This is a genomic window from Polaromonas sp. (assembly GCF_029945925.1).
Lineage (GTDB): Bacteria > Pseudomonadota > Gammaproteobacteria > Burkholderiales > Burkholderiaceae_C > Polaromonas.
Window position 1 is genome coordinate 1 of record NZ_JAQSDN010000062.1, and the last position, 23,754, is coordinate 23,754.

Annotated in this window: 23 protein-coding genes; 13 read left to right on the top strand and 10 right to left on the bottom strand. The window is 63.0% G+C overall.

Going from position 1 to position 23,754, the window contains the following annotated elements:
- Positions 1 to 345: 345 nt before the first annotated feature.
- Complete coding sequence (gene queC / locus PSV40_RS20410; RefSeq protein ID WP_300541337.1) at positions 346 to 1,053, top strand: 7-cyano-7-deazaguanine synthase QueC; 708 nt, start codon at positions 346 to 348, stop codon at positions 1,051 to 1,053.
- Here queC and PSV40_RS20415 read toward each other — a convergent pair whose 3' ends face one another.
- Positions 1,054 to 2,883, bottom strand: coding sequence for an ABC transporter ATP-binding protein/permease (locus tag PSV40_RS20415; RefSeq protein ID WP_300541338.1), 1,830 nt, complete (start codon positions 2,881 to 2,883; stop codon positions 1,054 to 1,056).
- Between the two features lie 101 nt (positions 2,884 to 2,984).
- Between PSV40_RS20415 and PSV40_RS20420 the strand changes: the two genes are divergently transcribed.
- A complete protein-coding gene (locus tag PSV40_RS20420) occupies positions 2,985 to 3,797 on the top strand; it encodes a crotonase/enoyl-CoA hydratase family protein (RefSeq protein ID WP_300541340.1) in 813 nt (270 codons plus the stop codon).
- A gap of 119 nt (positions 3,798 to 3,916) precedes the next feature.
- Here the strand turns inward: PSV40_RS20420 and PSV40_RS20425 are convergent, their stop codons facing one another.
- From PSV40_RS20425 to ilvA, 6 genes are all read right to left on the bottom strand, one after another.
- Positions 3,917 to 4,885 (bottom strand): 5'-nucleotidase, encoded by a 969-nt coding sequence (locus tag PSV40_RS20425; protein ID WP_300541342.1) that lies wholly within the window; start codon positions 4,883 to 4,885, stop codon positions 3,917 to 3,919.
- Between the two features lie 13 nt (positions 4,886 to 4,898).
- Positions 4,899 to 5,465 carry a histidine phosphatase family protein gene (locus PSV40_RS20430; protein ID WP_300541344.1) on the bottom strand — a complete coding sequence of 189 codons (567 nt, stop codon included), beginning with the start codon at positions 5,463 to 5,465 and terminating at the stop codon, positions 4,899 to 4,901.
- Between the two features lie 118 nt (positions 5,466 to 5,583).
- Complete coding sequence (locus tag PSV40_RS20435) at positions 5,584 to 6,432, bottom strand: adenosylcobinamide-GDP ribazoletransferase (protein ID WP_300541346.1); 849 nt, start codon at positions 6,430 to 6,432, stop codon at positions 5,584 to 5,586.
- Between the two features lie 180 nt (positions 6,433 to 6,612).
- Positions 6,613 to 7,668, bottom strand: a complete 1,056-nt coding sequence (gene cobT / locus PSV40_RS20440; RefSeq protein ID WP_300541348.1) for a nicotinate-nucleotide--dimethylbenzimidazole phosphoribosyltransferase — start codon at positions 7,666 to 7,668, stop codon at positions 6,613 to 6,615.
- A complete protein-coding gene (locus PSV40_RS20445) occupies positions 7,631 to 7,873 on the bottom strand; it encodes a cysteine-rich CWC family protein (protein ID WP_300541350.1) in 243 nt (80 codons plus the stop codon). Before PSV40_RS20445 ends, cobT begins: the two co-directional genes overlap by 38 nt.
- Before the next feature lie 11 nt (positions 7,874 to 7,884).
- Positions 7,885 to 9,498 carry a threonine ammonia-lyase, biosynthetic gene (gene ilvA, locus PSV40_RS20450; protein ID WP_300541352.1) on the bottom strand — a complete coding sequence of 538 codons (1,614 nt, stop codon included), beginning with the start codon at positions 9,496 to 9,498 and terminating at the stop codon, positions 7,885 to 7,887.
- A gap of 244 nt (positions 9,499 to 9,742) precedes the next feature.
- Between ilvA and PSV40_RS20455 the strand changes: the two genes are divergently transcribed.
- The gene (locus PSV40_RS20455; RefSeq protein ID WP_300541354.1) at positions 9,743 to 10,213 is read left to right on the top strand and encodes an OsmC family protein; all 471 of its coding nucleotides are present in this window, start codon (positions 9,743 to 9,745) and stop codon (positions 10,211 to 10,213) included.
- A 257-nt stretch (positions 10,214 to 10,470) separates the two neighbouring features.
- Here the strand turns inward: PSV40_RS20455 and coq7 are convergent, their stop codons facing one another.
- Positions 10,471 to 11,100 (bottom strand): 2-polyprenyl-3-methyl-6-methoxy-1,4-benzoquinone monooxygenase, encoded by a 630-nt coding sequence (coq7, locus tag PSV40_RS20460; RefSeq protein ID WP_300541573.1) that lies wholly within the window; start codon positions 11,098 to 11,100, stop codon positions 10,471 to 10,473.
- Positions 11,097 to 11,327: a hypothetical protein gene (locus PSV40_RS22905; RefSeq protein ID WP_366915055.1), complete on the bottom strand. Its 231-nt coding sequence runs from the start codon at positions 11,325 to 11,327 to the stop codon at positions 11,097 to 11,099. The genes coq7 and PSV40_RS22905 overlap by 4 nt, the downstream gene beginning before the upstream one ends.
- Between PSV40_RS22905 and PSV40_RS20465 the strand changes: the two genes are divergently transcribed.
- The 10 genes from PSV40_RS20465 to PSV40_RS20510 all read left to right on the top strand — a co-directional run bounded on the left by PSV40_RS20465 (position 11,236) and on the right by PSV40_RS20510 (position 22,394).
- A complete protein-coding gene (locus PSV40_RS20465; protein WP_300541356.1) occupies positions 11,236 to 11,475 on the top strand; it encodes a hypothetical protein in 240 nt (79 codons plus the stop codon). The genes PSV40_RS22905 and PSV40_RS20465 overlap by 92 nt on opposite strands.
- 205 nt (positions 11,476 to 11,680) lie before the next feature.
- Positions 11,681 to 12,766 (top strand): porin, encoded by a 1,086-nt coding sequence (locus tag PSV40_RS20470; protein WP_300541358.1) that lies wholly within the window; start codon positions 11,681 to 11,683, stop codon positions 12,764 to 12,766.
- An 82-nt stretch (positions 12,767 to 12,848) separates the two neighbouring features.
- Complete coding sequence (locus PSV40_RS20475) at positions 12,849 to 13,667, top strand: DUF3047 domain-containing protein (protein WP_300541360.1); 819 nt, start codon at positions 12,849 to 12,851, stop codon at positions 13,665 to 13,667.
- A 163-nt stretch (positions 13,668 to 13,830) separates the two neighbouring features.
- Positions 13,831 to 15,411, top strand: coding sequence for an ABC transporter substrate-binding protein (locus tag PSV40_RS20480; RefSeq protein WP_300541362.1), 1,581 nt, complete (start codon positions 13,831 to 13,833; stop codon positions 15,409 to 15,411).
- Positions 15,412 to 15,540: 129 nt separating this feature from the next.
- Positions 15,541 to 16,521, top strand: coding sequence for an ABC transporter permease (locus PSV40_RS20485; RefSeq protein ID WP_300541364.1), 981 nt, complete (start codon positions 15,541 to 15,543; stop codon positions 16,519 to 16,521).
- A complete protein-coding gene (locus PSV40_RS20490) occupies positions 16,521 to 17,759 on the top strand; it encodes a M20 aminoacylase family protein (protein ID WP_300541366.1) in 1,239 nt (412 codons plus the stop codon). The genes PSV40_RS20485 and PSV40_RS20490 overlap by 1 nt, the downstream gene beginning before the upstream one ends.
- A 28-nt stretch (positions 17,760 to 17,787) precedes the next feature.
- Positions 17,788 to 19,371 carry an ABC transporter substrate-binding protein gene (locus PSV40_RS20495; protein ID WP_300541368.1) on the top strand — a complete coding sequence of 528 codons (1,584 nt, stop codon included), beginning with the start codon at positions 17,788 to 17,790 and terminating at the stop codon, positions 19,369 to 19,371.
- Between the two features lie 9 nt (positions 19,372 to 19,380).
- Positions 19,381 to 20,292: an ABC transporter permease gene (locus PSV40_RS20500; protein WP_300541370.1), complete on the top strand. Its 912-nt coding sequence runs from the start codon at positions 19,381 to 19,383 to the stop codon at positions 20,290 to 20,292.
- Positions 20,293 to 20,400: 108 nt separating this feature from the next.
- A complete protein-coding gene (locus PSV40_RS20505; RefSeq protein WP_300541372.1) occupies positions 20,401 to 21,378 on the top strand; it encodes an ABC transporter ATP-binding protein in 978 nt (325 codons plus the stop codon).
- Positions 21,375 to 22,394 carry a dipeptide ABC transporter ATP-binding protein gene (locus tag PSV40_RS20510; protein WP_300541374.1) on the top strand — a complete coding sequence of 340 codons (1,020 nt, stop codon included), beginning with the start codon at positions 21,375 to 21,377 and terminating at the stop codon, positions 22,392 to 22,394. Before PSV40_RS20505 ends, PSV40_RS20510 begins: the two co-directional genes overlap by 4 nt.
- Before the next feature lie 508 nt (positions 22,395 to 22,902).
- On the opposite strand, the gene PSV40_RS20515 is transcribed toward PSV40_RS20510, so the two are convergent.
- Positions 22,903 to 23,751, bottom strand: a complete 849-nt coding sequence (locus PSV40_RS20515) for an SIS domain-containing protein (protein ID WP_300541376.1) — start codon at positions 23,749 to 23,751, stop codon at positions 22,903 to 22,905.
- Positions 23,752 to 23,754 lie beyond the last annotated feature (3 nt).

Genomic DNA, 23,754 nt, shown 5'->3' on the forward strand with positions numbered 1-23,754 from the left:
ATGGCGGCAACGAGAGTTTACACATGTTTCGTTATTTATGTGTCAATGTACTAGTACTGCAGCACGGAAGTAGCGAAACAAAATGAAAGTGATGACTTCGTGCCCAGGGCAAGGCGCAAGCCGCAGCGAAGGCTGTGCGCCTTCGCAAGGATTGCAACGCCGCCATGGGTGCGAAGGCGCGCTTTCATGTTTCGATATTTTCGGGTTGCAGTACCAGGGATCTTTCCAATTACACGACAGTGAATTGGGCCGCCTTCACCCTCGCCCTTTGTGAGAGGGCCGGGGTGAGGGAGGGGGCGGCGCGGGCACAATAGCCGCTCCCGCACAACGCCCCGACTTCTTCCCATGCACACCACCGCCCTTGTCCTGTTCTCTGGTGGGCAGGACTCCACCACCTGCCTGGCCCAGGCGCTGTCGAAATACGAACGTGTGGAAACCGTGGGTTTCGACTACGGCCAGCGCCACAGCGTCGAGTTGCAGGCGCGGCTGGTGGTGCTGCGCGAGATCCGGTCGCAGTTTCCGCAGTGGGCGCACAAACTTGGTGAAGACCACCTGCTGGACCTTGCCGTGCTGGGCCAGGTCAGCGAAAGCTCGCTGACGCGCGACACGGCTTTCAGGATGGAGAGTTCGGGCCTGCCCAACACTTTTGTGCCGGGGCGCAACCTGCTGTTCCTGACGCTGGCGGCGGCGCTGGCCTACCGGCGCGACCTGCAGGTGCTGGTCACCGGGGTCTGCGAAACCGATTTCTCCGGCTACCCCGACTGCCGCGACGACACCATGAAAGCCATGCAGCTTGCCTTGTCGCTGGGCATGGACAAACGCTTCCTGATCGAGACACCCCTGATGTGGATAGACAAGGCGGCGACCTGGGCACTGGCCGAGGCGCTGGGCGGCCGGCCGCTGGTTCAACTCATCATCGAACATACGCACACCTGCTACCTTGGCGACCGCACGCACCGCCACGCCTGGGGTTATGGCTGCGGTCAGTGCCCGGCCTGCGAGTTGCGCTTGCGGGGTTATGCGGCCTATGCGGCCGCGCCGGCCGGGCGCTGATCAGGCGCGGGTTTCCGTCAGCCGGTACAGCGCCGGTGCGCCTTCCGGCAGTTTTTCAAGCTCCCAGCGCTTGCCGTGAAACGCTGCCACCGTGGGTCGATGTGCTATGGAAACAATAGCGCCTCCCGCTTGCCGGGTCTGGGCCAGCAGCCGTTCGTACAGTGTTTTTTCCGCGTCCTCGTCGAGCGCGCTGGTGGCTTCGTCGGCAAACAGCCAGGCCGGCTTTTTCAGCAGCACGCGGGCAATCGCCAGGCGCTGCTGCTCCCCGCCCGAGAGTTTCTGGCTCCAGGCGTCCTCGTCATCGAGGCGCTGCGTCAGCTTGGGAAGCAGTGCTTCTTCCAGTGCCTGCCGCAGTTGCGCGTCGCTGTAGCTGGCGGCCGGTTGGGGGTAGGCCAGCGCATCGCGCAGGCTGCCGTTCGGGAAGTAGGGGCGTTGCGGGATGAACATGGTGTTGGCCGGCAGACGGGTAGAGCCGCGGCTGAAGGGCCAGATGCCGGCCAGCGCGCGAAACAGCGTCGATTTGCCGCTGCCCGACGGGCCCTTGATCAACACGTTCTCGCCCGCTTCGGCATGCAGCGAGACGCCTTCCAGCAGCACCGCCCCGGTGGGCAGCGCCAGCGTCAGGTCCTGCGTTTCCAGGCTGGTGGCGGATTCGTCGGTTGCTACTGAATTCATAGCTGTCTGCGCCCGCTGCGCCTGGGTCAGGGCCGTAAAACTCTCTTCAAAACTGGTCAGCCGGTCGGTCGTGGCGCGCCAGGCGGCCAGGCTGCTGTAGTTGTCGACAAACCAGCTCAACGAGTCCTGCACGCGGCCGAAGGCCGACGAGATCTGCATCAGCTGCCCGAGCTGGATGGCGCCGCTGAAAAAGCGCGGGGCGGCCACGACAAAGGGAAAAACCACGGCGGCCTGGCCAAAGAAGTTGGTGAACCAGATCAGGTTTTTCTGTTTCTTGATCAGGGTCAGGTAGTTGCCCAGCACGGTGGAAAAGCGGCTTTCCAGGTGCACGCGCTCGACGGCCTCGCCCTTGTCGAGCGCAATCGATTCGCTGTACTCGCGCACCCGCACGAGGTGGTGGCGGAAGTCGGCCTCGTAACGCTGCTGCAGGAAATTGAGCCGGATCTGCGGCCGGCCGATATAGTGCGTGATGATGCTGCCGGCCGCGCAGTACAGCACCGCCATCCAGACCATGAAGCCGGGAATGTTGTAGCTGGTGCCGCCCAGCGTGAAGCCAAACGGCCCCGACAGGCTCCACAGGATGCCGACAAAACTCAGCAGCGTCACCACGGCATTGAGCAGGCCCATGCTCAGGGAGATGGTGTAGGTGGTGAACAGGTTGAGGTCTTCCTGGATGCGCTGGTCGGGGTTGTCCGGTGCGGCCGTGCTGTTGCCGCCATTGCCATTGGTGCCACTACTCGCATAACGGGCCAGCTCCATCCGGTAGAAGGCGTGGTCGGCCAGCCAGCGCTGCAGGTAGTGGGCCGTCATCCAGGCGCGCCAGCGGATTTCCAGCAGCTGCGTCAGGTAAAAGCGGTAGACCGCGATGATGATGAAGGCAAAGGCCAGGTAGGTGAAGCGCCCGAGCTGCTCCCAGAACACCGGCTGGTTCTTGTCCTGCAGCGCGTCGTAGAACACCCGGTTCCATTCATTGATCAGCACCAGCATGTACACCGCGCCGAGGTTGAGCAGCACGATGGCGACCAGCAGCCCGCGCGCCCTCCATTTGTCCTCGGACGCGAAGTAGGGCCGTGTCAGCGCCCAGGCCTTGCGGCAGAAGTCCTGGAAGGCGGCGAACTTGCCGTGCACGGTGGGGACCAGGGGCGTCAGGGGCATGGAAGTCATCCTTGGAGGAGGCGGAAATGGAAGCCAGTGTAGTGCCGCGCCCTGTCGCGCGAGTGAACATCCGCAGCGCGGGAACTCGCTAGCATGCCGGCATGAACACCTCCACGTCCCCTTCCCCCGAAGGCAGCATCGACTGCACCGTGCGCGGCCCCTTGCTGCTGATCGCCATCAACCGTCCGGCCAAGCGCAACGGCTTCACGCCGAAGATGTTCCGCGAGCTTGGCCAGGCTTACACGCGCCTCGATGACGACCCTGCCTTGCGAGTGGGCGTGCTGTACGCGCTGGGCGAGCACTTCACCGCCGGGCTGGACCTGCCGACGATCGCGCCGCTGATGCAGCGCGGCGAAAAAGCCGTGCCGCTGGGCCTTGTCGATCCGCTGGACCTGGGCATGGAAGGTTACCGCCGCCGCAGCAAACCCATGGTGGTCGCGGTGCAGGGCATCACCTACACGCTGGGCATCGAGCTGATGCTGGCGGCCGACATCGTGGTGGCCGCCGACGACTGCCGCTTCTCGCAGCTCGAAGTGAAACGCGGCATCATGGCCACCGGCGGCGCCACGCTGCGCATGGCCGAACGTGCCGGCCTGGGCAATGCGCTGCTGCACCTGCTGACCGGCGACGAGTTCGGCAGTGCCGAGGCCCTGCGGCTGAACTTCGTGCAGAAGGTGGTGCCCGCCGGTCAGGCGCTGGACGAGGCCCTGCGGATTGCCGACGCCATTGCCGCCCAGGCGCCGCTGGCGGTGGTGGCCACGCGAAAAAATGCGCTCAAGGCGGTGGAACACGGCCCGGTGCTGGCCATGCAGGACTTCATCGCGGTGCAGCAAGGCCTGTCGCGCAGTGAAGACGCGGCGGAGGGGGTGCGCTCGTTTGTTGAAAAGCGGCCGGCGCGGTTTGTGGGGCGTTAGGCCTTATCTGTCATCCCGGGCGTGACCCGGGATCCATGCCGCATGAACTACCGGCCTATCGGTCTGCAGGCATGGATTGCGGATCAAGTCCGCAATGACAAACCTTTGGCAATGCGGTCTCACGATAGCTGGTTGGACACGCCGCTGACCACATGCCCCGAAGGCACATGTTGCGAAGCCGAATCGACATGGCCGGTCTGGTCGTCGAAGAAGAAGTCGGGCTCGAACTCGCGCAGGAATTCGCCCTTGGCCAGGCCGCCGAGAAACATGGCTTCGTCGACCTCGATGTTCCAGTCCATCAGTGTGCGGATCGCGCGCTCGTGCGCCGGCGCGCTGCGCGCCGTGACCAGCGCCGTGCGTATGCGCATGCGCGAGGTGCCCACCTGCTGCAGCCGGTGCAGCGCTTCGAGCAGCGGCTTGAAGGGGCCGGCCAGCAGCGGCTGCGTGGCCTTGTCGCGTTCATGCGCCTGGAAGGCCGACAGGCCGTGCGACTGGAACACACGTTCGGCCTCGTCGGAAAAAATCACCGCGTCGCCGTCAAACGCGATGCGCACTTCATGGGGGTGCTGGTCGCTGGCATGGGCCGACTGCGGATAAACCTGCGCGGCTGGCACGCCGGCGGCCAGCGCCTCGCGCACATCGCTGAGGTGGGTCGACAAAAACAGGTTGGCATGCAGGGGTTTCAGGTAGCGCCAAGGCGGCTCCCCGCGGTTGAAGGTGCCGCGCTGGATGGCCAGCCCGTAGTGCTGGGCCGAGCGGAACACCCGCATGCCCGAGACCGGGTCGTTGCGTGAGAGGATCACGACCTCGACGCGCTGGGCCAGCTTGGCGGCGCTTGATGCGTCGTCCAGGCTGTCGGGCGCGTCGTTGAAAGCCAGCAGTTTTTTGACCAGCGAAAAGGCCACGCCGGGTTTGGCCGGCACGTCGAGCCGGTCCAGCTGCAGCTGCATGTAGGCGGCATCGCGTTTGGTGCCGGGCGCGGGCGGCTGGCCCAGGCCGTCTTCGAACACCCGGTTTTCTTCCTCAAAATCAAACAGTGCGCGCGATGAAATCGCCACCACCAGTTGTCCGTCGAGAGTTGCTGCCATGAGGGTTACCTGTTTACTGCGGGGATGGATTCAACGATAGCTCAAGTGTGCGCCATTGCCCGCACGCCACGCCCTCGGGCGGCCACTGGTCGGCACGTGTGACTTCGCGGATGCCGCCGGCCAGCAGCTGCGCGGCCCGGATGATGCCGGCGTGGGTGATCCAGACGGTGGGCGGCCCGGCCGGCAGTTCATCGAAAGCCCGGGCCACGCGCGCCATCACGGCGCGCACACTTTCGCCATGGCCGCCAACGGCGTGGCCGGCAAAGTCGGCCGTCCAGGCGTCGAACTCGCTGCGCGTGATGTCGCTCCAGCGCCGGCCTTCCCAGGCGCCGAAGTTCATTTCCTGCAGCCGGGCATCGGTTTGAAGGGTCAAATCGGGCCGCAGCCCAAGCAGCGCCTGCGCAAGCAGCTCACATCTTTGTAGCGGCGAGGTGCTGATGCGTGCACCGCCGGGAAGCACGGCGGCCAGGGCCGCGGCGCTGTGTTGCGTCGCTGCCCGGTCCGCCGCCACATCCAGCGCGCCGTAACAGGTGCCCGGCGCCAGCAGGACCTGGGCGTGGCGCACCAGCCAGAGGGTCATGCCGTTTCCGGCATGAGGCCGCGAGACGCGGCAATTTTCCGCAGGGCCGTCCCAAGGAAAATTAGCCCCCCTGGGGGGCAGAGAGCTACACGCAGTGACGCGAACGTGGGGGCCATGTTTACAAGGCGATGGCCAGGCCGAGGTAAAAGGCGATCTCGCAGACCTGCTGCGTGGCGCCCAGGCAGTCGCCGGTGAAACCCTGCAGGCGGCGGGTGAACAGTCGGCCCATCCACAACAGGGCAATCACGGAGAAGCTGCAGGCTACTATCAAAGTCATAGCTGGCAGCGCATAACTGGCAAGGGCCAGGGCCGAAAATGACCATACAAACGCCACCCCCAGGCTGGTCAGCGTGATCTGGTCGGCCAGCGGTTTGGACTTGGAGCCCGCAGCATCGCCGACATGCGGCAGCGCGCGGATCAGCAGCAGCGGCAGGGTGCGCGAGACCACATGCGCGGCAAACAGGGCCGCGGCGACCAGCCAGCCGTCCAGGGGCAGGTCGGCAGGCGCTTCTTCCACGCCGGACAGGGCGGCTTCGATCGAGCCGAGCAGCGCCAACAGCGCCACCTTGCCCAGCAACGCGAGTACCAGCGCCATCGCGCCAAAAGCGCCGACCCGTGAGTCCTTCATGATCTCCAGGGCGCGGTCCCTCTCGTAACTGCCACCCAGGCCGTCCGTCACGTCGGCCAGCCCGTCTTCGTGAAAGCCGCCGGTCAGCAGCACCGTCGCCACCGTGGACAGGACGGCGGCCACCAGCGGTGCGAAGTTGGTGGCGGGCAGCAGCGCCAGCAGCAGGCTGTACACGCCGGCCGCCACGGCACCGACCAGCCAGCCGATGCCGGGGAAGTGCGCGGCACTGGCGCGCAGCATGGCCGGGCTGTAGCCGACCCAGTTGGCCAGGCGCCCCGTGACCGGAATGCGGGTGAAAAACTGGACGGCCAGCAGGTAGTGACGCAGGAACTGGCTCATAACTCAGTACTGCTTGCTTGTGTTAATCCCATGGTGCTGGAACGGCAACGGCGTTTAGCTGTCATTGCGGGCTTGACCCGCAATCCATGCTGGATCACTACAGCTGTTGGTAGAGGCGGCATGGATCCCGGATCGAGTCCGGGATGACAAACCAGGCGCATGGGCATCGGTCATGAACTGTTATTCCCTCGTTTTACCGCTGACCCCGGCCGAATCAAAACTCGCCATCTCGGCCATGAACAGCGCCGCCGACTGCAGCAGCGGCCAGGCGAGCAGGGCACCCGTGCCTTCGCCCAGGCGCATGTCCAGGTTGAGCAGCGGCACCGCCTTCAGGTGGTCCAGCAGCAGGTGGTGGCCGCGCTCGGCCGAACGGTGGCAAAACACCAGGTAGTCCAACACCTGCGGCACCAGGGCGCGCGCCACCAGCGCGGCCGCGCCGGCAATAAAGCCGTCGACCAGCACCACGCGGCGCTCGCTGGCGGCCTGCAGCATGGCGCCGGCCATCATGGCGATTTCAAAGCCGCCCAACGCCGCCAGCACGGCCAGCGGCTCATGCACATCGGCGTGGCGGTCCAGGGCACGCTGCAGCACGGCCTGTTTGTGCGCCAGTTGCGCATCGTCCAGCCCCGTGCCGCGCCCGACCACGTCGCTGATCGGCAGGCCGGCCCGCCGCGCCAGCAGCAGGGCGGCGGGCGAGGTGTTGGCAATGCCCATCTCGCCAAAGGCCACGACGTTGCCGGGCAGGCCCTGCATGACATCCATGCCGGCTTGCAGCGCGGCGTGGGCCTGGGCCAGCGACATGGCGGGACCCTCGCACATGTTGTGTGTACCGGGCGCTATTTTTCGCTGTTGCAGTTGCGGGTGATCGGCCAGGTCGGCGGCCACGCCGGCGTCCACCACCTGCAGGGCAAAACCGTGCTGGCGTGCAAACACATTGATGGCGGCACCGCCTGCCAGCATGTTGCCCACCATCTGCACCGTCACGGCCTGCGGAAAGGCCGACACGCCCTCGCTGGCAATGCCGTGGTCGGCGGCAAACACCACCATTTGCGGCGACTCGAAGGTGATGGCCTCGCTGCGCTGGATCAGGCCGAGCTGCAGCGCCAGCGTTTCAAGCTGGCCCAGCGCGCCCAGCGGCTTGGTTTTCTGGTCGATTTTGTGCTGCAGCCGGGCGGCCAGCGCGGCGTCGGCGGTCGGTTCAATCGCGGGCAGGAGAAGTGTCTTGTTGTCGGTCATCGGTGATTTTCTGGAGGCAGGCGGGGCAAAAGCAGGATGCCTCTGACGTGCCGATGGAGGAAGACGTGCTGGAGGGAACGGGCACGACATGGGGCAGCTTGACGCACCAGCATTCGGCGTCCGCTCCCACCATGCCGCAGCGAAAAGTCGCACCGCAACGGGGGCACGATGAATTGGAGGGAACGGATGCGCCTGCCGCAGTCATCGCCAGGCCCGTCAGCTCTGCAGAAACAGCCGGTAGACCGGGTTGTCGGTCTCTTCCACATGCGGGTAGCCCAGGGTGTCGAGAAAGGCCTTGAAAGCCTTGTTGTCGGCCTTGGGCACCTGCAGTCCGACCAGGATGCGGCCATAGTCGGCGCCCTGGTTGCGGTAGTGAAAGAGGCTGATGTTCCAGCCCGGCTTCATGGCGCCCAGAAACTTCATCAGCGCCCCGGGCCGCTCGGGAAACACAAAGCGCAGCAGGCGTTCGTCTTTGGACAGCGCGGTGTGCCCGCCCACCATGTGGCGGATGTGTTCCTTGGCCAGGTCGTCATGGGTCAGGTCGAGCGTCTTGAAACCGTGTTTGCTGAAGTTGCCGGCGATTCTGGTGCTCTCGCCCTTGCCGTGGGTCGTCAGGCCGACGAACACATGGGCCTGGCTGGCATCGCTGATGCGGTAGTTGAACTCGGTCACGCTGCGCGGGCCGCCGGGCAGCTCGCCGATCAGTTCGCAAAAGCGCCGGAAGCTGCCGCGCTCTTCGGGAATCGTCACCGCAAACAGCGCCTCGCGTTCCTCGCCGACCTCGGCACGTTCGGCGACAAAACGCAGGCGGTCGAAATTCATGTTCGCGCCGCACAGAATCGCCGCGTAGGTCTCGCCTTTGGTCTTGTGCGTGGCCACGTACTGCTTGATGGCGGCCACGCTCATCGCGCCCGAGGGTTCGACAATGCTGCGCGTGTCGATGAACACGTCCTTGATCGCGGCGCAGACGGCATCGGTGTCCACCGTGATGAATTCATCGACCAGCTCGCGGCTGATGCGAAAGGTTTCCTCACCCACCAGCTTGACGGCGGTGCCGTCGGCGAACAGGCCCACATCGGGCAGCGTGACACGTTTGCCAGCGCCGACCGATTGGGCCATTGCGTCGGAGTCGTTCATCTGCACGCCGATGATCCTGACTTCGGGACGCACCGCCTTGATGTAGTTGGCGACGCCGGAAATCAGCCCGCCGCCGCCTATGGCCACAAACACCGCGTCGAGCGAGCCTTTGCCGATGGTCTGGATCTGGCGCAGGATTTCCATGGCAATCGTGCCCTGGCCGGCAATCACGTCCGGATCGTCGAACGGGTGCACAAAGGTCAGGCCGTTCTTTTTTTCCAGCGCGACGGCATGCAGGTGGGCGTCCGAGTAGCTGTCGCCGTGCAGGATCACCTCGCCACCCAGGGCCCTGACGGCATCGACCTTGACCTGCGGCGTCGTCACCGGCATCACGATCATCGCGCGCACACCGAGCTTGTGCGCACCGAGCGCCACGCCCTGCGCATGGTTGCCGGCCGAGGCGCAGATGACGCCTTTCTTGAGCTGGGCCGGGCTCAGGTGCGCCATCTTGTTGTAGGCGCCGCGCAGCTTGAAGCTGAACACCGGTTGCTGGTCTTCCCGCTTGAGCAGCACGGTGTTGTGCACCCGGCGGCTGAGGTTTTTCGCCGGCTCCAGGGCGGATTCCACCGCCACGTCGTAGACACGTGCGGTCAGGATTTTTTTCAGGTAGTCGGCGGGCGTGAGCGCCCCGGCGGCGGATGGCTTGGGGGTGCCGGGTGACCGGCGGGTAACGGGTTTGGGGGGGGTGGGCATGTGTTTTTCTCGCAACCCGACATCATAGTGGGCAAGAAAAAAGGCCCAGACCTTGCGGTCTGGGCCTGTAAATCCACCCTTTCAGGGATGGAGGAGACAAACATTGCATGAAAACAAAGGGTGTGTTCATGCGATGATTTCAGTATAGCGGAGGCATGTTGCGCTGCAACAATGTTTTGTTGCGAAAAATAAACACTCGCCGCTACTTTTGACAACTATTTCTGACTTTTGAGGATGGCAATTCATGGAATGCACAGTGAGCTGGACCGGCCCCAACACCGCCACGGGGACAACAACAACCTCTGGCTCGGCCATGAGTTTTCTGGCAACCACAGGCAGCGGCCATACGCTGGTGATGGATGGCGCGCCCGACGCCGCCAAGCCGGAAAACGGCGGCGCCAACCTGGCGCCGCGCCCGATGGAAACCGTGCTCGCCGGCACCGGCGGCTGCACCGCCTACGATGTGGTGCTGATCCTCAAACGCGGCCGCCACGATGTGCGCGGCTGCACGGTCAGGCTGACGTCCGAACGGGCCGAGGCCGACCCCAAGGTGTTCACGAAAATCCACATGCATTTTGTCGTGGCGGGAAGCGGTATCGCGGCCAGCGCGGTGGAACGCGCGATTGCCATGAGCCACGAAAAGTACTGCTCGGCCACCATCATGCTCGGCAAAACGGCCGACATCACCACCAGTTTTGAGTTGATCGAAGCCTGAGCTTTATTAACTCCTCAGGTAGTTTGGGCTGGTTTTACTCCCTCTCCCCCTGGGAGAGGGCGGGGGTGAGGGCAAACGGCGTGTGCGTAGAGCTATCGTCTGTTGTGGCTTGCTGGCCCTCACCCCAACCCTCTCCCAGAGGGCGAGGGAGCAAGAAAAGCGCGCTGCAGCGGCGACCTGAGTAGGTACGAGTTTTAAGCAAAATCGGGCCGCAGCCCGTGTCTATAAAGCGTTGTAAGCTACTGAAAATATAGCAACTAGAGGTAGTGCGCGGTTGTCGTCATGACTTTGGCGGAAGCCCGCATCAGCGCCTTGACCGGCGCGGGAAGCGCCAATGCCCCGGCACCTTGCGCCTCCTGCGCATGACGCGCTTCGTCGTCCTTCATCTGCGCCACGATGGCGCGCGAGGCATGGTCGCCTTCCGGCAGGCGTTCCAGGTGGCTGGCCAGATGCGTTTCGACCTGCCGCTCCGTCTCGACCACAAAACCCAGGCTGACCCGGTCACCGAGACGGCCCGCCAGCAGGCCCAGCCCGAAAGCCCCGGCATACCACAGCGGGTTCAGCAGGGAGGGGCGGGCGCCGAGTTCATCGAGCCGCTCACGTGTCCAGGCCAAGTGGTCGCCTTCCTCCTTGCTGGCCTCCAGGAACTGCTGGCGCAAAACGGGATTGCGTGTGCTCAGGGCTTGCGAGGCGTACAGCGCCTGCGCACAGACCTCGCCGACATGGTTGACCCGCATCAGCGCGCCGGCCAGCGACTTGTCCGCGGCGCTCAGCTCGGTGTCTTGGGCCGGCACAGTCGGGCATGTCCGGCTGGCACGGGGCTTGGCAAACAGGGTGCGCAGGGCGCTGTCGGCGGAAGTGAGCAGGGCATCCATGGTGGTATTTATCGCTGGTCAGTGGGCGGAAGGGCAGATGAAAGTTTATCCAGTCGCGCTTCAAGCTGGCGGACACGTTCCCCGAGGGAGGCGGCCAGCGCGGCTTTTTCGGCGGGCAACCGGTTTTGAACGCCAGGTGATTTTGCCGTGGGTTCAGGCGTGGGCGAGGGCGTCAACCGCGCCACTTCCTGGCCGCGCCGGGTGATGCAGAAGGCCTCGCCACGTTCAACCGCGGCGATGAGCCTCGAAAAATTCTGGTTGGCGTCGCGCAGCGAGATCAGCTGGAATGTCATGGGGAAGGTGGGCCGGAAAGTTATTGATCGCGGCTATCTTTTTGTCCAGATGATTTTTGTAAATGTAGTACAAATTGTAGTACATGAGTATTGAGGGCCGCCAGCTTTTGGAAGACGAATAAATGCCGCGCAAGGGGTTTTTGCGTTTGTTGCAGGGGTGCAACGGAATTGAATTTATCGGGCCAATTCCTTTGCGAAAGCTCTCAGCCTCTGGTGCAATACATACAACTTCCTAAATGGAGGTTGGCCCGGGGATCCAAAATCCTGGAGCCCTATGTTTAACCTTGGAGAAACTCGCAATGAAAAAATCCCTAGTCGCTTTGGCTATCCTGGCTGCTGCTGGCGTGGCTTCGGCCCAATCTTCCGTGACCCTGTTCGGCGTTGTTGACGTGAACTACGCTCACGGCTCCGGTTCCGGCGTTGGTTCTTCCAGCAAGAGCCAGATCACCGACTCTGGTTACAACTCCAGCCGTATCGGCTTCCGTGGTACGGAAGATCTCGGCGGCGGCATGTCTGCTTCTTTCTGGCTCGAAGCCGGCGTCAACCCTGACAACGGTACTGGCGATGCCACCAACACCAACAACCAAACCACTGGCGCGTCCACTGGTAACGGTCTGACTTTCAACCGTCGTTCGACGGTCAGCCTGGCCAGCGGCCTGGGTGAACTGCGTCTGGGCCGTGACTACACGCCACAGTTCTGGAACCAGACCGTGTTTGATCCGTTCGGCACCAACGGTGTGGGCACCACCCAGACCCTGAATTCTGGCGGCGCCCTGATGGGCTCGGTCGGTGTTCGCGCTTCCAACAGCGTGGGTTACTTCCTGCCAGGCAACCTGGGCGGCTTCTACGGCCAGTTCCAAACCTACATGGGTGAGAACAACAAGAACGGCCTCGCCACTGAAAAAGACGGCAACGGTTCTGCCATCCGTCTCGGTTACGCCAATGGCCCGGTCAACGTCGCTCTGGCAACGTCCAGCACCAGGTACGCTGCTACTGCTACCACCGGCAAGGTCAAGACCACCAACCTCGGCGGTTCGTATGACTTCGGTGTTGCCCAAGCCATGGCTTTGGTGACCCGTGACAAAGTCGCATCCACCCCCACCTCGGTGACGGGCAAAGGCGCTTTGATCGGTGCTTTGGTTCCCATGGGTGCCGGCCAGATCCGTGTGGCTTACTCCACCTACAAAACCGACGCAGCGACTACGCCTAAGTCCAAAAAATGGGCTCTGGGTTATGTGCACAACCTGTCCAAGCGTACGGCTCTGTACACCACGTTTGCTCGCGTGACCAACAGCGGCGGCGCATCCCAGGCTCTGAACGGCGCCGTGACCGCAGCGAACAACCGTTCGACCGGTTACGACTTCGGTATCAAGCACTCCTTCTAATTGATGGCTGGTCTTGTGCCAGCTTCAATCAAGAGAGTTCAAAAAGCCGCCTTCGGGCGGCTTTTTTTTATGGGAAATGGAAATGCATGCCGTTATGGGGGAGATGCTGATGGCGCAGGTTGACAGGGTGCGATGGTGGGGTAGGTCGGGTTCTGGCGTGGTGTTATTGGTCTTGCTGCAACTGGCGGGCTGTGCATCGTTGATGCCGCCGGCTACCCCGGCCGATCCAGCAAGACTCAGCGTCACCCCTTGGGTGACTGCGTCCACCGGTAACCGGGTCACGCCAGGCTGGCGGCACCACTCTTTTCCGGGCAAGAAGCCCAGCCACTTTCGCTATGAGCGCAAGGACGGGCGCGAGGCGATGGCTGCAACTTCCAGCTCGTCTGCAAGCATGGTGCGCCAGGTGCTGCGCGTGGATCCAGATGATCTGGCCAGCCTGCGCTTTTCGTGGAAAGTGCCTGAGCTGATTGCGCAAGCAGACATGGCGTTGCGTGATGCCGATGATTCCCCGGTACGTGTGGTGCTGGTGTTCGAGGGTGATCGCAGCAAGTTTTCCAGCAAGAACGCCATGCTGTCCGAACTTGCACGTGCGTTGACCGGCGAGGAGTTGCCCTATGCAACACTGATGTACGTGTGGTGCAACACGCGCCCGCAGGGCACGGTGATTGTCAATCCGCGTACCGACAGGATACGCAAACTCGTCGTGGAATCCGGCGCCGGCAAGCTGCGCCAATGGGTCGACTACGAGCGCAATATTCGCGCTGACTATGAAAAGACTTTCGGCGAAGCGCCGGGCGCGCTGGTGGGCATAGGCATCATGACCGACAGTGACAACACGCGTTCGAATACCACGGCCTGGTACGGGCCGGTCACGCTCGACAAGGTCGCGCAAGCGCGCTAGCCGCTTGCCTGGCCTGAGAGTTGCAAGCGTCTGACGGGCGTGCACCCTGGGCGCACCGCCTTGGCCCTCGCGCAGGTTTGAAGGGGTTCAGTTCAGGGGAAATCCCTTGCTTTGTCCTGATGGGCCGGTTGTATATTTGGCGCTTACTTTCCAGAGGAAAACCATGAAATTCCATCCGCTTTTTATCGCTGCTGCTGCGGCCGCGTCATTTGCTGTTGTGCCTGCCGCGCAGGCCAAGACCTTCAAGTGGTCGAGCGCGAGCGACATCCCCACGTTCGACATCCACTCGCAGAACAATGCGCTGGGCAATGGCGTTCACGCGGCCGTTTACGATTCGCTGGTCTACTACAACAGCCGCACCTTCAAGGTGGAGCCCCAACTCGCCACGTCCTGGCGTGACGTCTCGCCGACGCAGGTCCGCTTTACCTTGCGTTCCGGAGTGAAGTTCAGTGACGGCACACCACTCACGGCGGATGACGTGGTGTTCTCATTGACCCGTGCGACCGCCAAAACATCCAACTATGCGGTGTATACCCAGGGCATCGACAAGGTGGTCAAGGTCAACGATTCGACCGTGGACATCATGATGAAAGGTCCGAACCCGGTGCTGCTCAACCAGTTGACCGAGCTGCGCATCATGAGCAAGGCGTGGGCCGAGAAAAACAAGTCGACCGAGCCAAAAGACATCCGCGCCAAGGACGAAACCTTTGCGCACCGCAATGCCATGGGCACCGGCCCGTTCATGGTCAAGGAGTGGCAGCCTGACCAGAAGCTGGTTCTTGTTTCCAATCCTAATTACTGGGGCAAGAACGAGTCCAACGTGACTGAAGTTGTCTACACGCCGATCAAATCGGAAGCCACCCGGGTTGCCGCCCTGCTGTCGGGCGAAGTCGATTTTGTGCTTGACCCCAGCATCCAGGATCTGGGCCGGCTGCGCAGCACCGGCAATCTCAAGGTCATCGACGGCATCGAGAACCGCACCATCTTTTTCGGCATGGACCAGTTCCGTGAGGAGTTGCCGGGTTCCAACATCAAGGGCAAAAATCCGCTGAAGGACCAGCGCGTGCGCATGGCCTTGTACCAGGCGATTGACATCAGCGCCATCAACCGCGTCACCATGCGCGGCCTGAGCCAGCCGACGGGCGCGATTGTGGCGCCGCAGGTCAACGGCTGGACCGAGGGTGTCCACAAGCGCCACCCGCATGACCCCGAGGCGTCGAAGAAGCTGCTCGCCCAGGCCGGTTACCCCAATGGGTTCGAGGTGGATTTTGCCTGCCCGAACAACCGCTACATCAATGACGAGGAAATCTGCCAGGCTGTGACTGCGATGTGGGCCCGGGCCGGCGTGAAAGCCAAGCTGCGCACCTTGCCGCTGGTCACCTATTTCCCGATGATCCAGCGCTACGAAGCCAGCATCTACATGCTGGGCTGGGGGGTGCCGACCTTTGATGCGCTTTACAGCCTGCAGTCGCTGGTCCGCAGCGTGGGCACCGGCGGTGATGGCAACTACAACGTGGGCCGCTACAGCAACCCGCGCATGGACTACATCGTGGACCGTGTGAAGGTGGAAACCGATTTGCCGGTGCGCAACCGCCTGCTGACCGAGGCCCTGCAGCTGTCGAACGACACGGTCTCGCATATTCCGCTGCACAACCAGATCATTCCCTGGGCAATGAAGAAAAACATTGATGTCGTGCACCGCGCCGACAACCGGCTCGACTGGCGGCTGATCAAGGTCAATTGAGCGTGCCATCAAAGAGGGCCTTCCGGGGCCCTTTTTTGCAGTTCTTTTCTTTAGGCCTAAAGGAAATCCCGGTGTCGGCACAGTGCTTGCTCTGCTAGCATTGACTCTCGCTCAAAACCATACCCCCGAATGTTTGCATTTATTCTCCGTCGCCTGCTTCAGGCTGTGATCGTGATGGTTGCTGTGGCCTTTATTGCATTCATGCTGTTCCAGTATGTCGGCGATCCGGTGGTGTTTCTGCTTGGGCAGGATGCGCAGCCTGACCAGATTGCGCAGCTGCGCGCCGATCTGGGGCTGGACAAGCCCTTTTTCGTGCAGTTCGGCCACTTTCTGGTCAATGCCGTGCAGGGCGAGTTCGGTCTGAGCCTGCGCCAGGGGGCCAAGGTTTCGCGCCTGATTGCCGAGCGTTTCCCGGCGACGCTGGAACTGGCGCTGGTGGCCGCCGTCATGGCGCTGGTGATCGGTGTACCGATGGGTGTGTATGCAGCCCTGCGCCGCGGGACTTTTTTGAGCCAGCTGCTCATGACGGTGTCGCTGGTGGGTGTGTCGCTCCCGACCTTCCTGATCGGGATCCTGCTGATTCTGGCTTTCTCCGTGGGCCTCGGCTGGTTCCCCAGTTTCGGACGTGGCAACGTGGTGCAGATGGGCTGGTGGAGCAGCGGCCTGCTGACGGCCAAGGGCTGGCACCATATCGTGCTTCCGGCCGTGACACTGGCGATTTTCCAGCTCACGCTGATCATGCGGCTGGTCCGCGCCGAAATGCTGGAGGTGCTGCGCACCGACTACATCAAGTTTGCGCGCGCACGCGGCCTGTCCAACCGCGCCATCCATTTTGGGCACGCGCTCAAAAACACGCTGGTGCCGGTCATGACCATCACCGGCCTGCAACTGGGCGGCCTGATTGCCTTCGCCATCATCACTGAGACCGTTTTTCAGTGGCCGGGCATGGGCCTGCTCTTCATCCAGGCGGTCACTTTCGCCGACATCCCCGTGATGGCCGCCTACCTGTGCCTGATTGCACTGATTTTTGTCGTGATCAACCTGGTGGTTGACCTGCTGTATTTTGTGGTGGACCCACGCTTGCGCGTGGGTACGGCGGGGGGTCACTGATGTTGTCACCCCGGCCTGCTCCGGTGCTCAAGGCCAACGGCCGCGCCTTCGCGCAAATCAGCGAGTTCCATCCTGAAATCACGGCGTTTCGCCGTGACCTGCATGCCCACCCGGAACTCGGTTTTGAAGAGCTCTATACCAGCGCCCGCGTGAAGGAAGCGCTGCAGCGCTGCGGCGTGGACGAGGTGCATACCGGCATCGGCAGGACCGGGCTGGTGGCCGTCATCAAGGGCCAGCAGAGCAGCAGCGGAAAAATGATCGGCTTGCGTGCCGACATGGACGCGTTGCCGATGACGGAGCACAACGACTTTGCCTGGAAATCCTCGCGGGCCGGCATGATGCACGGTTGCGGCCATGACGGGCATGTTGCCATGCTGGTGGGCGCGGCCCGCTACCTGGCGGCCTCGCGCAATTTCGATGGTACGGCCGTGCTGATTTTTCAGCCCGGCGAAGAAGGGTTTGCCGGCGCCCGCGTCATGATTGAAGACGGTCTGTTCGACCGGTTCCCGGTGCAGGCGGTTTACGGCATGCACAACTGGCCGTCCATGAAGCCGGGCACAGTGGGCATCAACCCGGGGCCCATGATGGCCGCGGCTGACCGCATCACCATCGACATCACCGGCCGGGGCGGCCATGGCGCCCACGCCTACATGACGGTCGATCCGGTGCTGGTGGCGGGGCACATCATCACGGCGGTGCAAAGCATTGTCTCGCGCAACGTCAAGCCGATTGACAGCGCCGTGATCAGCCTGTGCGCGATGCACGCCGGCGACATGGGTGCCTTCAGCGTGGTGCCGGGCAAGGCCACGCTGGTGGGAACGGTCCGCACCTTCAACCCGGACGTGCAGGACATGATCGAGCGCCGTCTCAACGAACTCTGCACCGCAGTCGCGCTCGGCTTTGGTGCAACCGCTGCCGTGCATTACGAGCGCATTTATCCGGCCACCATCAACTCGTTTGATGAGGCCATGTTTGCGGCCGATGTGGCGGAAACCCTGCTGGGCGAGGACCGTGTCGTGCGCGACATGGAGCCCAGCATGGGCGCCGAAGACTTTTCCTTCATGCTGCAGGTCAAACCCGGCGCGTACATGCGCATCGGCCAGGGCGCCGAAAACGGCGTCGGCAGCTGTTTTCTGCACAACAGCCGTTACGATTTCAACGACGACATCCTGCCGCTGGGTGCCGCCCTGCATGCCGGGCTGGTGGAGCAGTCCATGCCTTTGTTCGAGCCGCGCTGATTATTTTTTTGTTCAACAGGAGAGTCCCATGAATTTCACGAAAAAAGCCGCTTTTGCCCTTGTTGGTACAGCGCTGGCAGCTACAACTTTTGTAGCGTCCGCAGTGACCCTGCGGGTCGGAAACCAGGGTGATGCCCTCTCGCTGGACCCGCATTCGCTCAACGAATCCCTGCAACTGACGGTGGTGGGCAATGTGTATGAACCGCTGGTCACGCGCGACCGCAGCTACAAGCTCGCCCCCTCGCTGGCGACCGACTGGAAGCAGACGTCGCCGACGGTCTGGCGTTTCAACCTGCGCAAGGGCGTGCAGTTCCACGACGGCTCGCCGTTCACCGCGGACGATGTGATTTTCAGCTACGAACGCGCCAAGGGTGACGGCTCCGACATGAAGAGTTATGTCGGCCAGATCAAGGAAATCAAGAAAATCAACGATCACACGATCGACTTCGTGCTGAACAACCCCTTTCCGATCCTGCCCGAGCTGTTCACGCAGTGGCACATGATGAGCAAGAAGTGGTGTGAAACGAACCAGGCCACCAAACCGGTGGACCGCCGCAAAGGCATTGAAAACGCCGCGTCTTTCCGTGCCAACGGCACCGGCCCTTTCCGCGTGCGTGAGCGCCAGCCCAATGTCCGCACCACCTTTACCCGCAACGGCAACTACTGGGGCAAGATCGACGGCAATGTGGACGAAGTGGTCTTCAACGTCATCGGCAACAACAGCACCCGCGTCGCGGCCCTTCTGTCCGGCGAAATTGACGTGATGGAGCCGGTGCCGGTGCAGGACGTGGCCCGCATCAAGGGCAACGCCGAGCTCAAGGTGCTGCAAGGCCCCGAGCTGCGCATCATCTTCCTCGGCATGGACCAGAAGCGCGACGAACTGCAGTTCTCCAGCGTCAAGGGCAAAAATCCCTTCAAGGACAAGCGCGTTCGCCAGGCCTTCTACCAGGCCATCGACATCGAAGCCATCAAGAACCGTGTGATGCGCGGTGCGGCCACGCCGGTGGCCACGCTGCTGGCACCCGAGATCAAGGGTTATGCCCCCGACCTCGCCAAGCGCCTGCCGTTTGACGTGGAAGCCGCCAAGAAGCTGATGGCCGACGCAGGTTATGGTGCAGGGTTCGAGCTGAAGATGAACTGCCCGAACGACCGTTATGTCAACGACGGTGAAATCTGCCAGGCTGTGGCCGCAAATCTGTCGCGCATCGGGGTCAAGATCAATCTGGAAGCTGAAACCAAGGGCACCTACTTTCCGAAAATCCTGCGCCGTGACACCAGCTTCTACATGCTGGGCTGGACACCGAGCACGGTGGACGCCCACAACGTGCTCTACCCCATCCTGTCCACCCCGGGTGACGGTGGCCGCGGCCAGTTCAATCTGGGTGCTTACAGCAATGCCCGAATTGACCAGCTGACCGACCTGGTGGCTTCCGAGACCGATGACAAGAAGCGCAACGAGATGATCCACGAGGCGCTGAAGATCCATCAGGATGAGGTGGGCCATCTGCCGCTGCACCAGCAGGCGCTCAACTGGGCGTCCAGGAAGAACATTGAAATGGTTCAGTGGCCCGACAACGGCATGCCCTGGAAATACGTCAAAGTCAACAAGTAACAAGGGTTGATGAAAAGCGCGCTATTCCGATGGTGGGATGGCGACATCGGCTACAGCTTTCGCACCTCCCCGGTGGCGATGGCTGCGGCTGCAGTCGCCCTCATATGCATCTTCTGTTCGGTGTTTGCGGGCTTTGTGGCGCCGCACAACCCGTTTGACCTGACGACGCTCGAACTGAGCGATGCCCGGCTGCCACCGGCCTGGTCGGCCGAGGGCTCGAGCAAGTACCTGCTGGGTACCGATGACCAGGGGCGGGACATCCTGTCGGCACTGATGTACGGCGCCCGCGTTTCCCTGGCGGTGGGTTTTGCCTCGGTGATCCTGTCGGTCGTGTTCGGCGTGGGCATGGGGCTGCTGGCCGGTTTTTATGGCGGCTGGATTGACTCTGCCCTGATGCGCCTGTGCGACGTGATGCTGTCTTTTCCGGCCATTCTGGTGGCCCTGCTGATTGCGGGGGTGGGGCGGGCCATGTTTCCCAATGCACAGGATTCCCTGGCGCTGGGGGTGCTGATCATATCGATCACGCTCACAGGATGGGTGCAGTACGCCAGAACGGTGCGTGGCTCGACCCTGGTCGAGCGCAACAAGGAATACGTGCAGGCGGCCCGTGTGACCGGTGTGACGCCGATGCGCATCATGCGCCGCCATGTGCTGCCCAACGTGATGGGGCCGGTGCTGGTGCTGGCGACCATTCAGGTGGCCACGGCCATCATCACCGAAGCGACCCTGTCCTTTCTGGGTGTAGGCGCGCCGCCCACATCGCCTTCGCTGGGCACGCTGATCCGCATCGGCAACGACTACCTGTTTTCCGGGGAATGGTGGATCACGGTGTTTCCCGGCCTGATGCTGGTGCTGATTTCGCTGAGCGTGAACCTGCTGGGTGACTGGCTGCGCGATGCGCTGAACCCGAGACTACGATGACACCCCCGAAGCAGCCTGCGGCCGCCTCTCCCTCAAGGAGGCGCCACCATTGGCCCGGCAAAGCCGGTTCTGCGGTGACTGCTTGAACAGAACTTACCCGTCCAATCAATGAGCCTCTTACAAGTCAAGAACCTGATCGTCGAGTTTCCCGGCCGGCGCGGCACGCTGCGGGCGCTGGACGACATTTCGTTTGATATCGCCCCCGGTGAAATCCTGGGCGTGGTCGGCGAGTCGGGTGCCGGCAAGTCGCTGACCGGCGCTGCCATCATCGGCCTGCTGGAGCCGCCGGGCCGCATCGGCGGCGGGCAGATCCTGCTCGAAGGCGAGCGCATCGACAACCTGCCCTACGAGCAGATGCGCCACATTCGCGGCCGCAAGATCGGCGCGATTTTCCAGGACCCCTTGACCTCGCTGAACCCTCTGTACACGGTGGGCCGGCAATTAATCGAGACGATACAGGCGCACCTGCCGGTCAGCAACGCGGAAGCGCGCCAGCGTGCCATTTCACTGCTGCAGGACACCGGCATTCCGGCGGCCGAGCAGCGCATCGAACATTTCCCGCACCAGTTCTCGGGCGGCATGCGCCAGCGTGTGGTGATTGCCCTGGCGCTGGCCGCCGAGCCCAAGCTGATTGTTGCCGACGAACCAACGACGGCACTTGATGTGTCGATCCAGGCGCAGATCATCATGCTGCTCAAGAGCATCTGCAAGAAGCGTGGTGCCGCCGTGATGCTGATCACCCATGACATGGGCGTGATTGCCGAAACCTGCGACCGGGTGGCCGTGATGTACGCGGGGCGTATTGCCGAGATCGGCCCGGTGCACGAGGTGATCAACCATCCGGCCCATCCCTATACCGCAGGCCTGATGGAGGCCATCCCCGACATCACGCTGGACCGCGAACGGCTCAACCAGATTGATGGCGCCATGCCGCGTCTGAACGCCATTCCACAAGGCTGCGCCTTCAATCCGCGTTGCCCCAGGGTGTTTGACCGCTGCACGCAGGACAGGCCGGACCTGCTGCCTGCCGGGGCCACACGTGCCGCCTGCTGGCTGCACGATGCCACTGTGGGAGCGACCGCATGAGCAACAGCGAAACGACAAGCGTGGGGGCGCCTCTCGTTCAGGCGTTTGACCTGGCCAAGACGTTTGATGTGTCCCCACCCTGGCTGAACCGCGTGCTCGAGGGCAAGCCCCGGCTGATGCTGCATGCAGTGGACGGCGTCAGCTTCGAGATTGAAAAGGGCAAGACACTGGCGCTGGTCGGCGAGTCGGGTTGCGGCAAAAGCACGGTGGCCCGTTTGCTGGTGGGCCTGTACGAGCCGACCCGTGGCGGCCTGACCTTTGACGGCCAGGATGCGCATGCCGCCTTCAAGACGCCGCAGGGCAGGCAACTGCGCCGCCGCATCCAGATGATTTTCCAGGACCCGTACGCGAGCCTGAATCCGCGCTGGATCGTGGAGGACATCGTGGGTGAGCCGCTCAAGGAACACGGCCTGATCACTAACGAGGCCGAACTCAAGGCCCGTGTGGGCGAGCTGCTCAAGTCGGTCGGCCTGTCGCCGCTGGACATGGTCAAGTTTCCGCACCAGTTTTCCGGCGGCCAGCGCCAGCGCATCTCGATTGCCCGGGCACTCGCCACCGAGCCGGAATTCCTGGTCTGCGACGAGCCCACCTCGGCGCTCGATGTGAGTGTGCAGGCGCAGGTGCTCAACATCATGAAAGACCTGCAGCGCGAGCGCGGGCTGACCTACCTGTTCATCTCGCACAATCTCGCGGTGGTGCGCCACGTCAGTGACCAGGTGGGCGTGATGTACCTGGGACGGCTGGTCGAACTTTCCGACAAGCAGACGCTGTTTGCCGCGCCGCGCCATCCCTACACGCGCATGCTGCTCGACGCGATCCCGAAAATGCACGACACCGGCCGCGCCCGCACCCCGGTGCAGGGCGAGGTGCCCAACCCCCTGAACCCGCCGACCGGCTGCACCTTCCACCCGCGTTGCCCGCACGTCAACGACCGCTGCCGCGCCGAGAGGCCGCAGCTCCTGACCATCCAGGGTGTGAAGATCGCCTGCCACGCTGTCGAAGAAGGCCGTATCTAGCTGCTCCTGTTTTTGTAGCTGGCAGCGCTTGCAGGATATGGGCTGGAGGCCGATTTCACTAAAAAAGTCGGGTGAAATCCTTTGTGGCATCACGCTGCGCCTGTGGTCCTTTCTGGACAGTAGGTCGGACTCCCCACTCCCACCCCTAACCCCTCCCTCGCCCCGCTGGGCGATGGAGGGGGACTTCATGTGGCCGCGTGTGCTGCGCGCGCGTGCATACATGCCTGCCGCGTAAGAACGACGTGGCGCGCTGCGCGCGTCACGTCTCCCAGCATCCGATCCCGATCCTGCATTTGTTCCCCCACCCGTCGGGCTGGGCCGAGGAGCGCAGGCAAAAGCGGATCAGGGCGAGCGATTGTCTGAGGCAAAGCCGAGTTCGAGCGAGACCCCGCTTTTGTCGAGCACCGGAGGTTGCCCGCAGCGAAGCGAAGGGACCCGGCTTGCTTGAAGACCCGCCGAAGCGCAAGCTTGCACAGGCCTCAACAGGCGCAGCCAGAGCCGAAAAAGCTCAAGCGTACCGCTTGCTCCGCAAATTGTTCTTCATTTCCTTGAGCAGCGGATGCAGGGTCGGGCTGCCGATGCGCAGCGCCACGCAGGTGGCCAGGATGTCGATGATCATCAGGTGCAGCAGGCGCGACACCATGGGGCTGTAGCGGTCGTAGCCCTCCGGGTGGTCGGCGGCCAGGTGGATGTGGCCGGCGGCGGACAGCGGCGAGCCACTGGCCGTGATCACGATGGTGGTGGCGCCGTTCCTGCGGGCGATGTCGCAGGCATCCATCAGGTCACGCGTGCGGCCAGAGTTGGAGATGATGACCACACAGTCACCCGGCCTGAGCAGCGAGGCGCTCATGACCTGCAGGTGCCCGTCGCTGTAGGCAATGGCATGTACCCCGAGGCGGAAGAACTTGTGCTGCGCGTCCTGCGCGACGATGCCGGAATTGCCAACACCGAAAAATTCGATGCGTTGCCCGCTGGAGCAGGTCGCCAGCAGGGCCAGCACGGCCTTTTCAATCAGCGCCGAACTGGCGTCGTTGCGGTACTTCAGGAAGGCGGCCACCGTGTTGTCAATCACCTTGACCAGCACGTCGCCGGTCTTGTCATCGGCATCGACACTGCGGTGAATGAAGGGCACACCTTCGCTGACATTGCCGGCCAGCTTGAGCTTGAAGTCCGACAGGCCGTCATAACCGACGCTGCGGCAAAAACGGATCACCGTCGGCTTGCTGACATGGGCACGCGCGGCCAGCTCGGTAACCGGCAGACTGGCAAAGGCACGCGCATCGCTGAGCACCAGCTGCGCAACACGCTGCTCGGCCGGCGCCAGCGAAGGAAGGCAGGCTTTGATGCGGTCAAGCACTGG

Excerpts from the sequence above, each read along its gene's own strand:
- queC (WP_300541337.1), top strand. The coding sequence starts at position 346 with ATGCACACCACCGCCCTTGTCCTGTTCTCTGGTGGGCAGGACTCCACC.
- PSV40_RS20415 (WP_300541338.1), bottom strand. The coding sequence starts at position 2,883 with ATGCCCCTGACGCCCCTGGTCCCCACCGTGCACGGCAAGTTCGCCGCC.
- PSV40_RS20420 (WP_300541340.1), top strand. The coding sequence starts at position 2,985 with ATGAACACCTCCACGTCCCCTTCCCCCGAAGGCAGCATCGACTGCACC.
- PSV40_RS20425 (WP_300541342.1), bottom strand. The coding sequence starts at position 4,885 with ATGGCAGCAACTCTCGACGGACAACTGGTGGTGGCGATTTCATCGCGC.
- PSV40_RS20430 (WP_300541344.1), bottom strand. The coding sequence starts at position 5,465 with ATGACCCTCTGGCTGGTGCGCCACGCCCAGGTCCTGCTGGCGCCGGGC.
- PSV40_RS20435 (WP_300541346.1), bottom strand. The coding sequence starts at position 6,432 with ATGAGCCAGTTCCTGCGTCACTACCTGCTGGCCGTCCAGTTTTTCACC.
- cobT (WP_300541348.1), bottom strand. The coding sequence starts at position 7,668 with ATGACCGACAACAAGACACTTCTCCTGCCCGCGATTGAACCGACCGCC.
- PSV40_RS20445 (WP_300541350.1), bottom strand. The coding sequence starts at position 7,873 with ATGACTGCGGCAGGCGCATCCGTTCCCTCCAATTCATCGTGCCCCCGT.
- ilvA (WP_300541352.1), bottom strand. The coding sequence starts at position 9,498 with ATGCCCACCCCCCCCAAACCCGTTACCCGCCGGTCACCCGGCACCCCC.
- PSV40_RS20455 (WP_300541354.1), top strand. The coding sequence starts at position 9,743 with ATGGAATGCACAGTGAGCTGGACCGGCCCCAACACCGCCACGGGGACA.
- PSV40_RS20470 (WP_300541358.1), top strand. The coding sequence starts at position 11,681 with ATGAAAAAATCCCTAGTCGCTTTGGCTATCCTGGCTGCTGCTGGCGTG.
- PSV40_RS20475 (WP_300541360.1), top strand. The coding sequence starts at position 12,849 with ATGCATGCCGTTATGGGGGAGATGCTGATGGCGCAGGTTGACAGGGTG.
- PSV40_RS20480 (WP_300541362.1), top strand. The coding sequence starts at position 13,831 with ATGAAATTCCATCCGCTTTTTATCGCTGCTGCTGCGGCCGCGTCATTT.
- PSV40_RS20485 (WP_300541364.1), top strand. The coding sequence starts at position 15,541 with ATGTTTGCATTTATTCTCCGTCGCCTGCTTCAGGCTGTGATCGTGATG.
- PSV40_RS20490 (WP_300541366.1), top strand. The coding sequence starts at position 16,521 with ATGTTGTCACCCCGGCCTGCTCCGGTGCTCAAGGCCAACGGCCGCGCC.
- PSV40_RS20495 (WP_300541368.1), top strand. The coding sequence starts at position 17,788 with ATGAATTTCACGAAAAAAGCCGCTTTTGCCCTTGTTGGTACAGCGCTG.
- PSV40_RS20500 (WP_300541370.1), top strand. The coding sequence starts at position 19,381 with ATGAAAAGCGCGCTATTCCGATGGTGGGATGGCGACATCGGCTACAGC.
- PSV40_RS20505 (WP_300541372.1), top strand. The coding sequence starts at position 20,401 with ATGAGCCTCTTACAAGTCAAGAACCTGATCGTCGAGTTTCCCGGCCGG.
- PSV40_RS20510 (WP_300541374.1), top strand. The coding sequence starts at position 21,375 with ATGAGCAACAGCGAAACGACAAGCGTGGGGGCGCCTCTCGTTCAGGCG.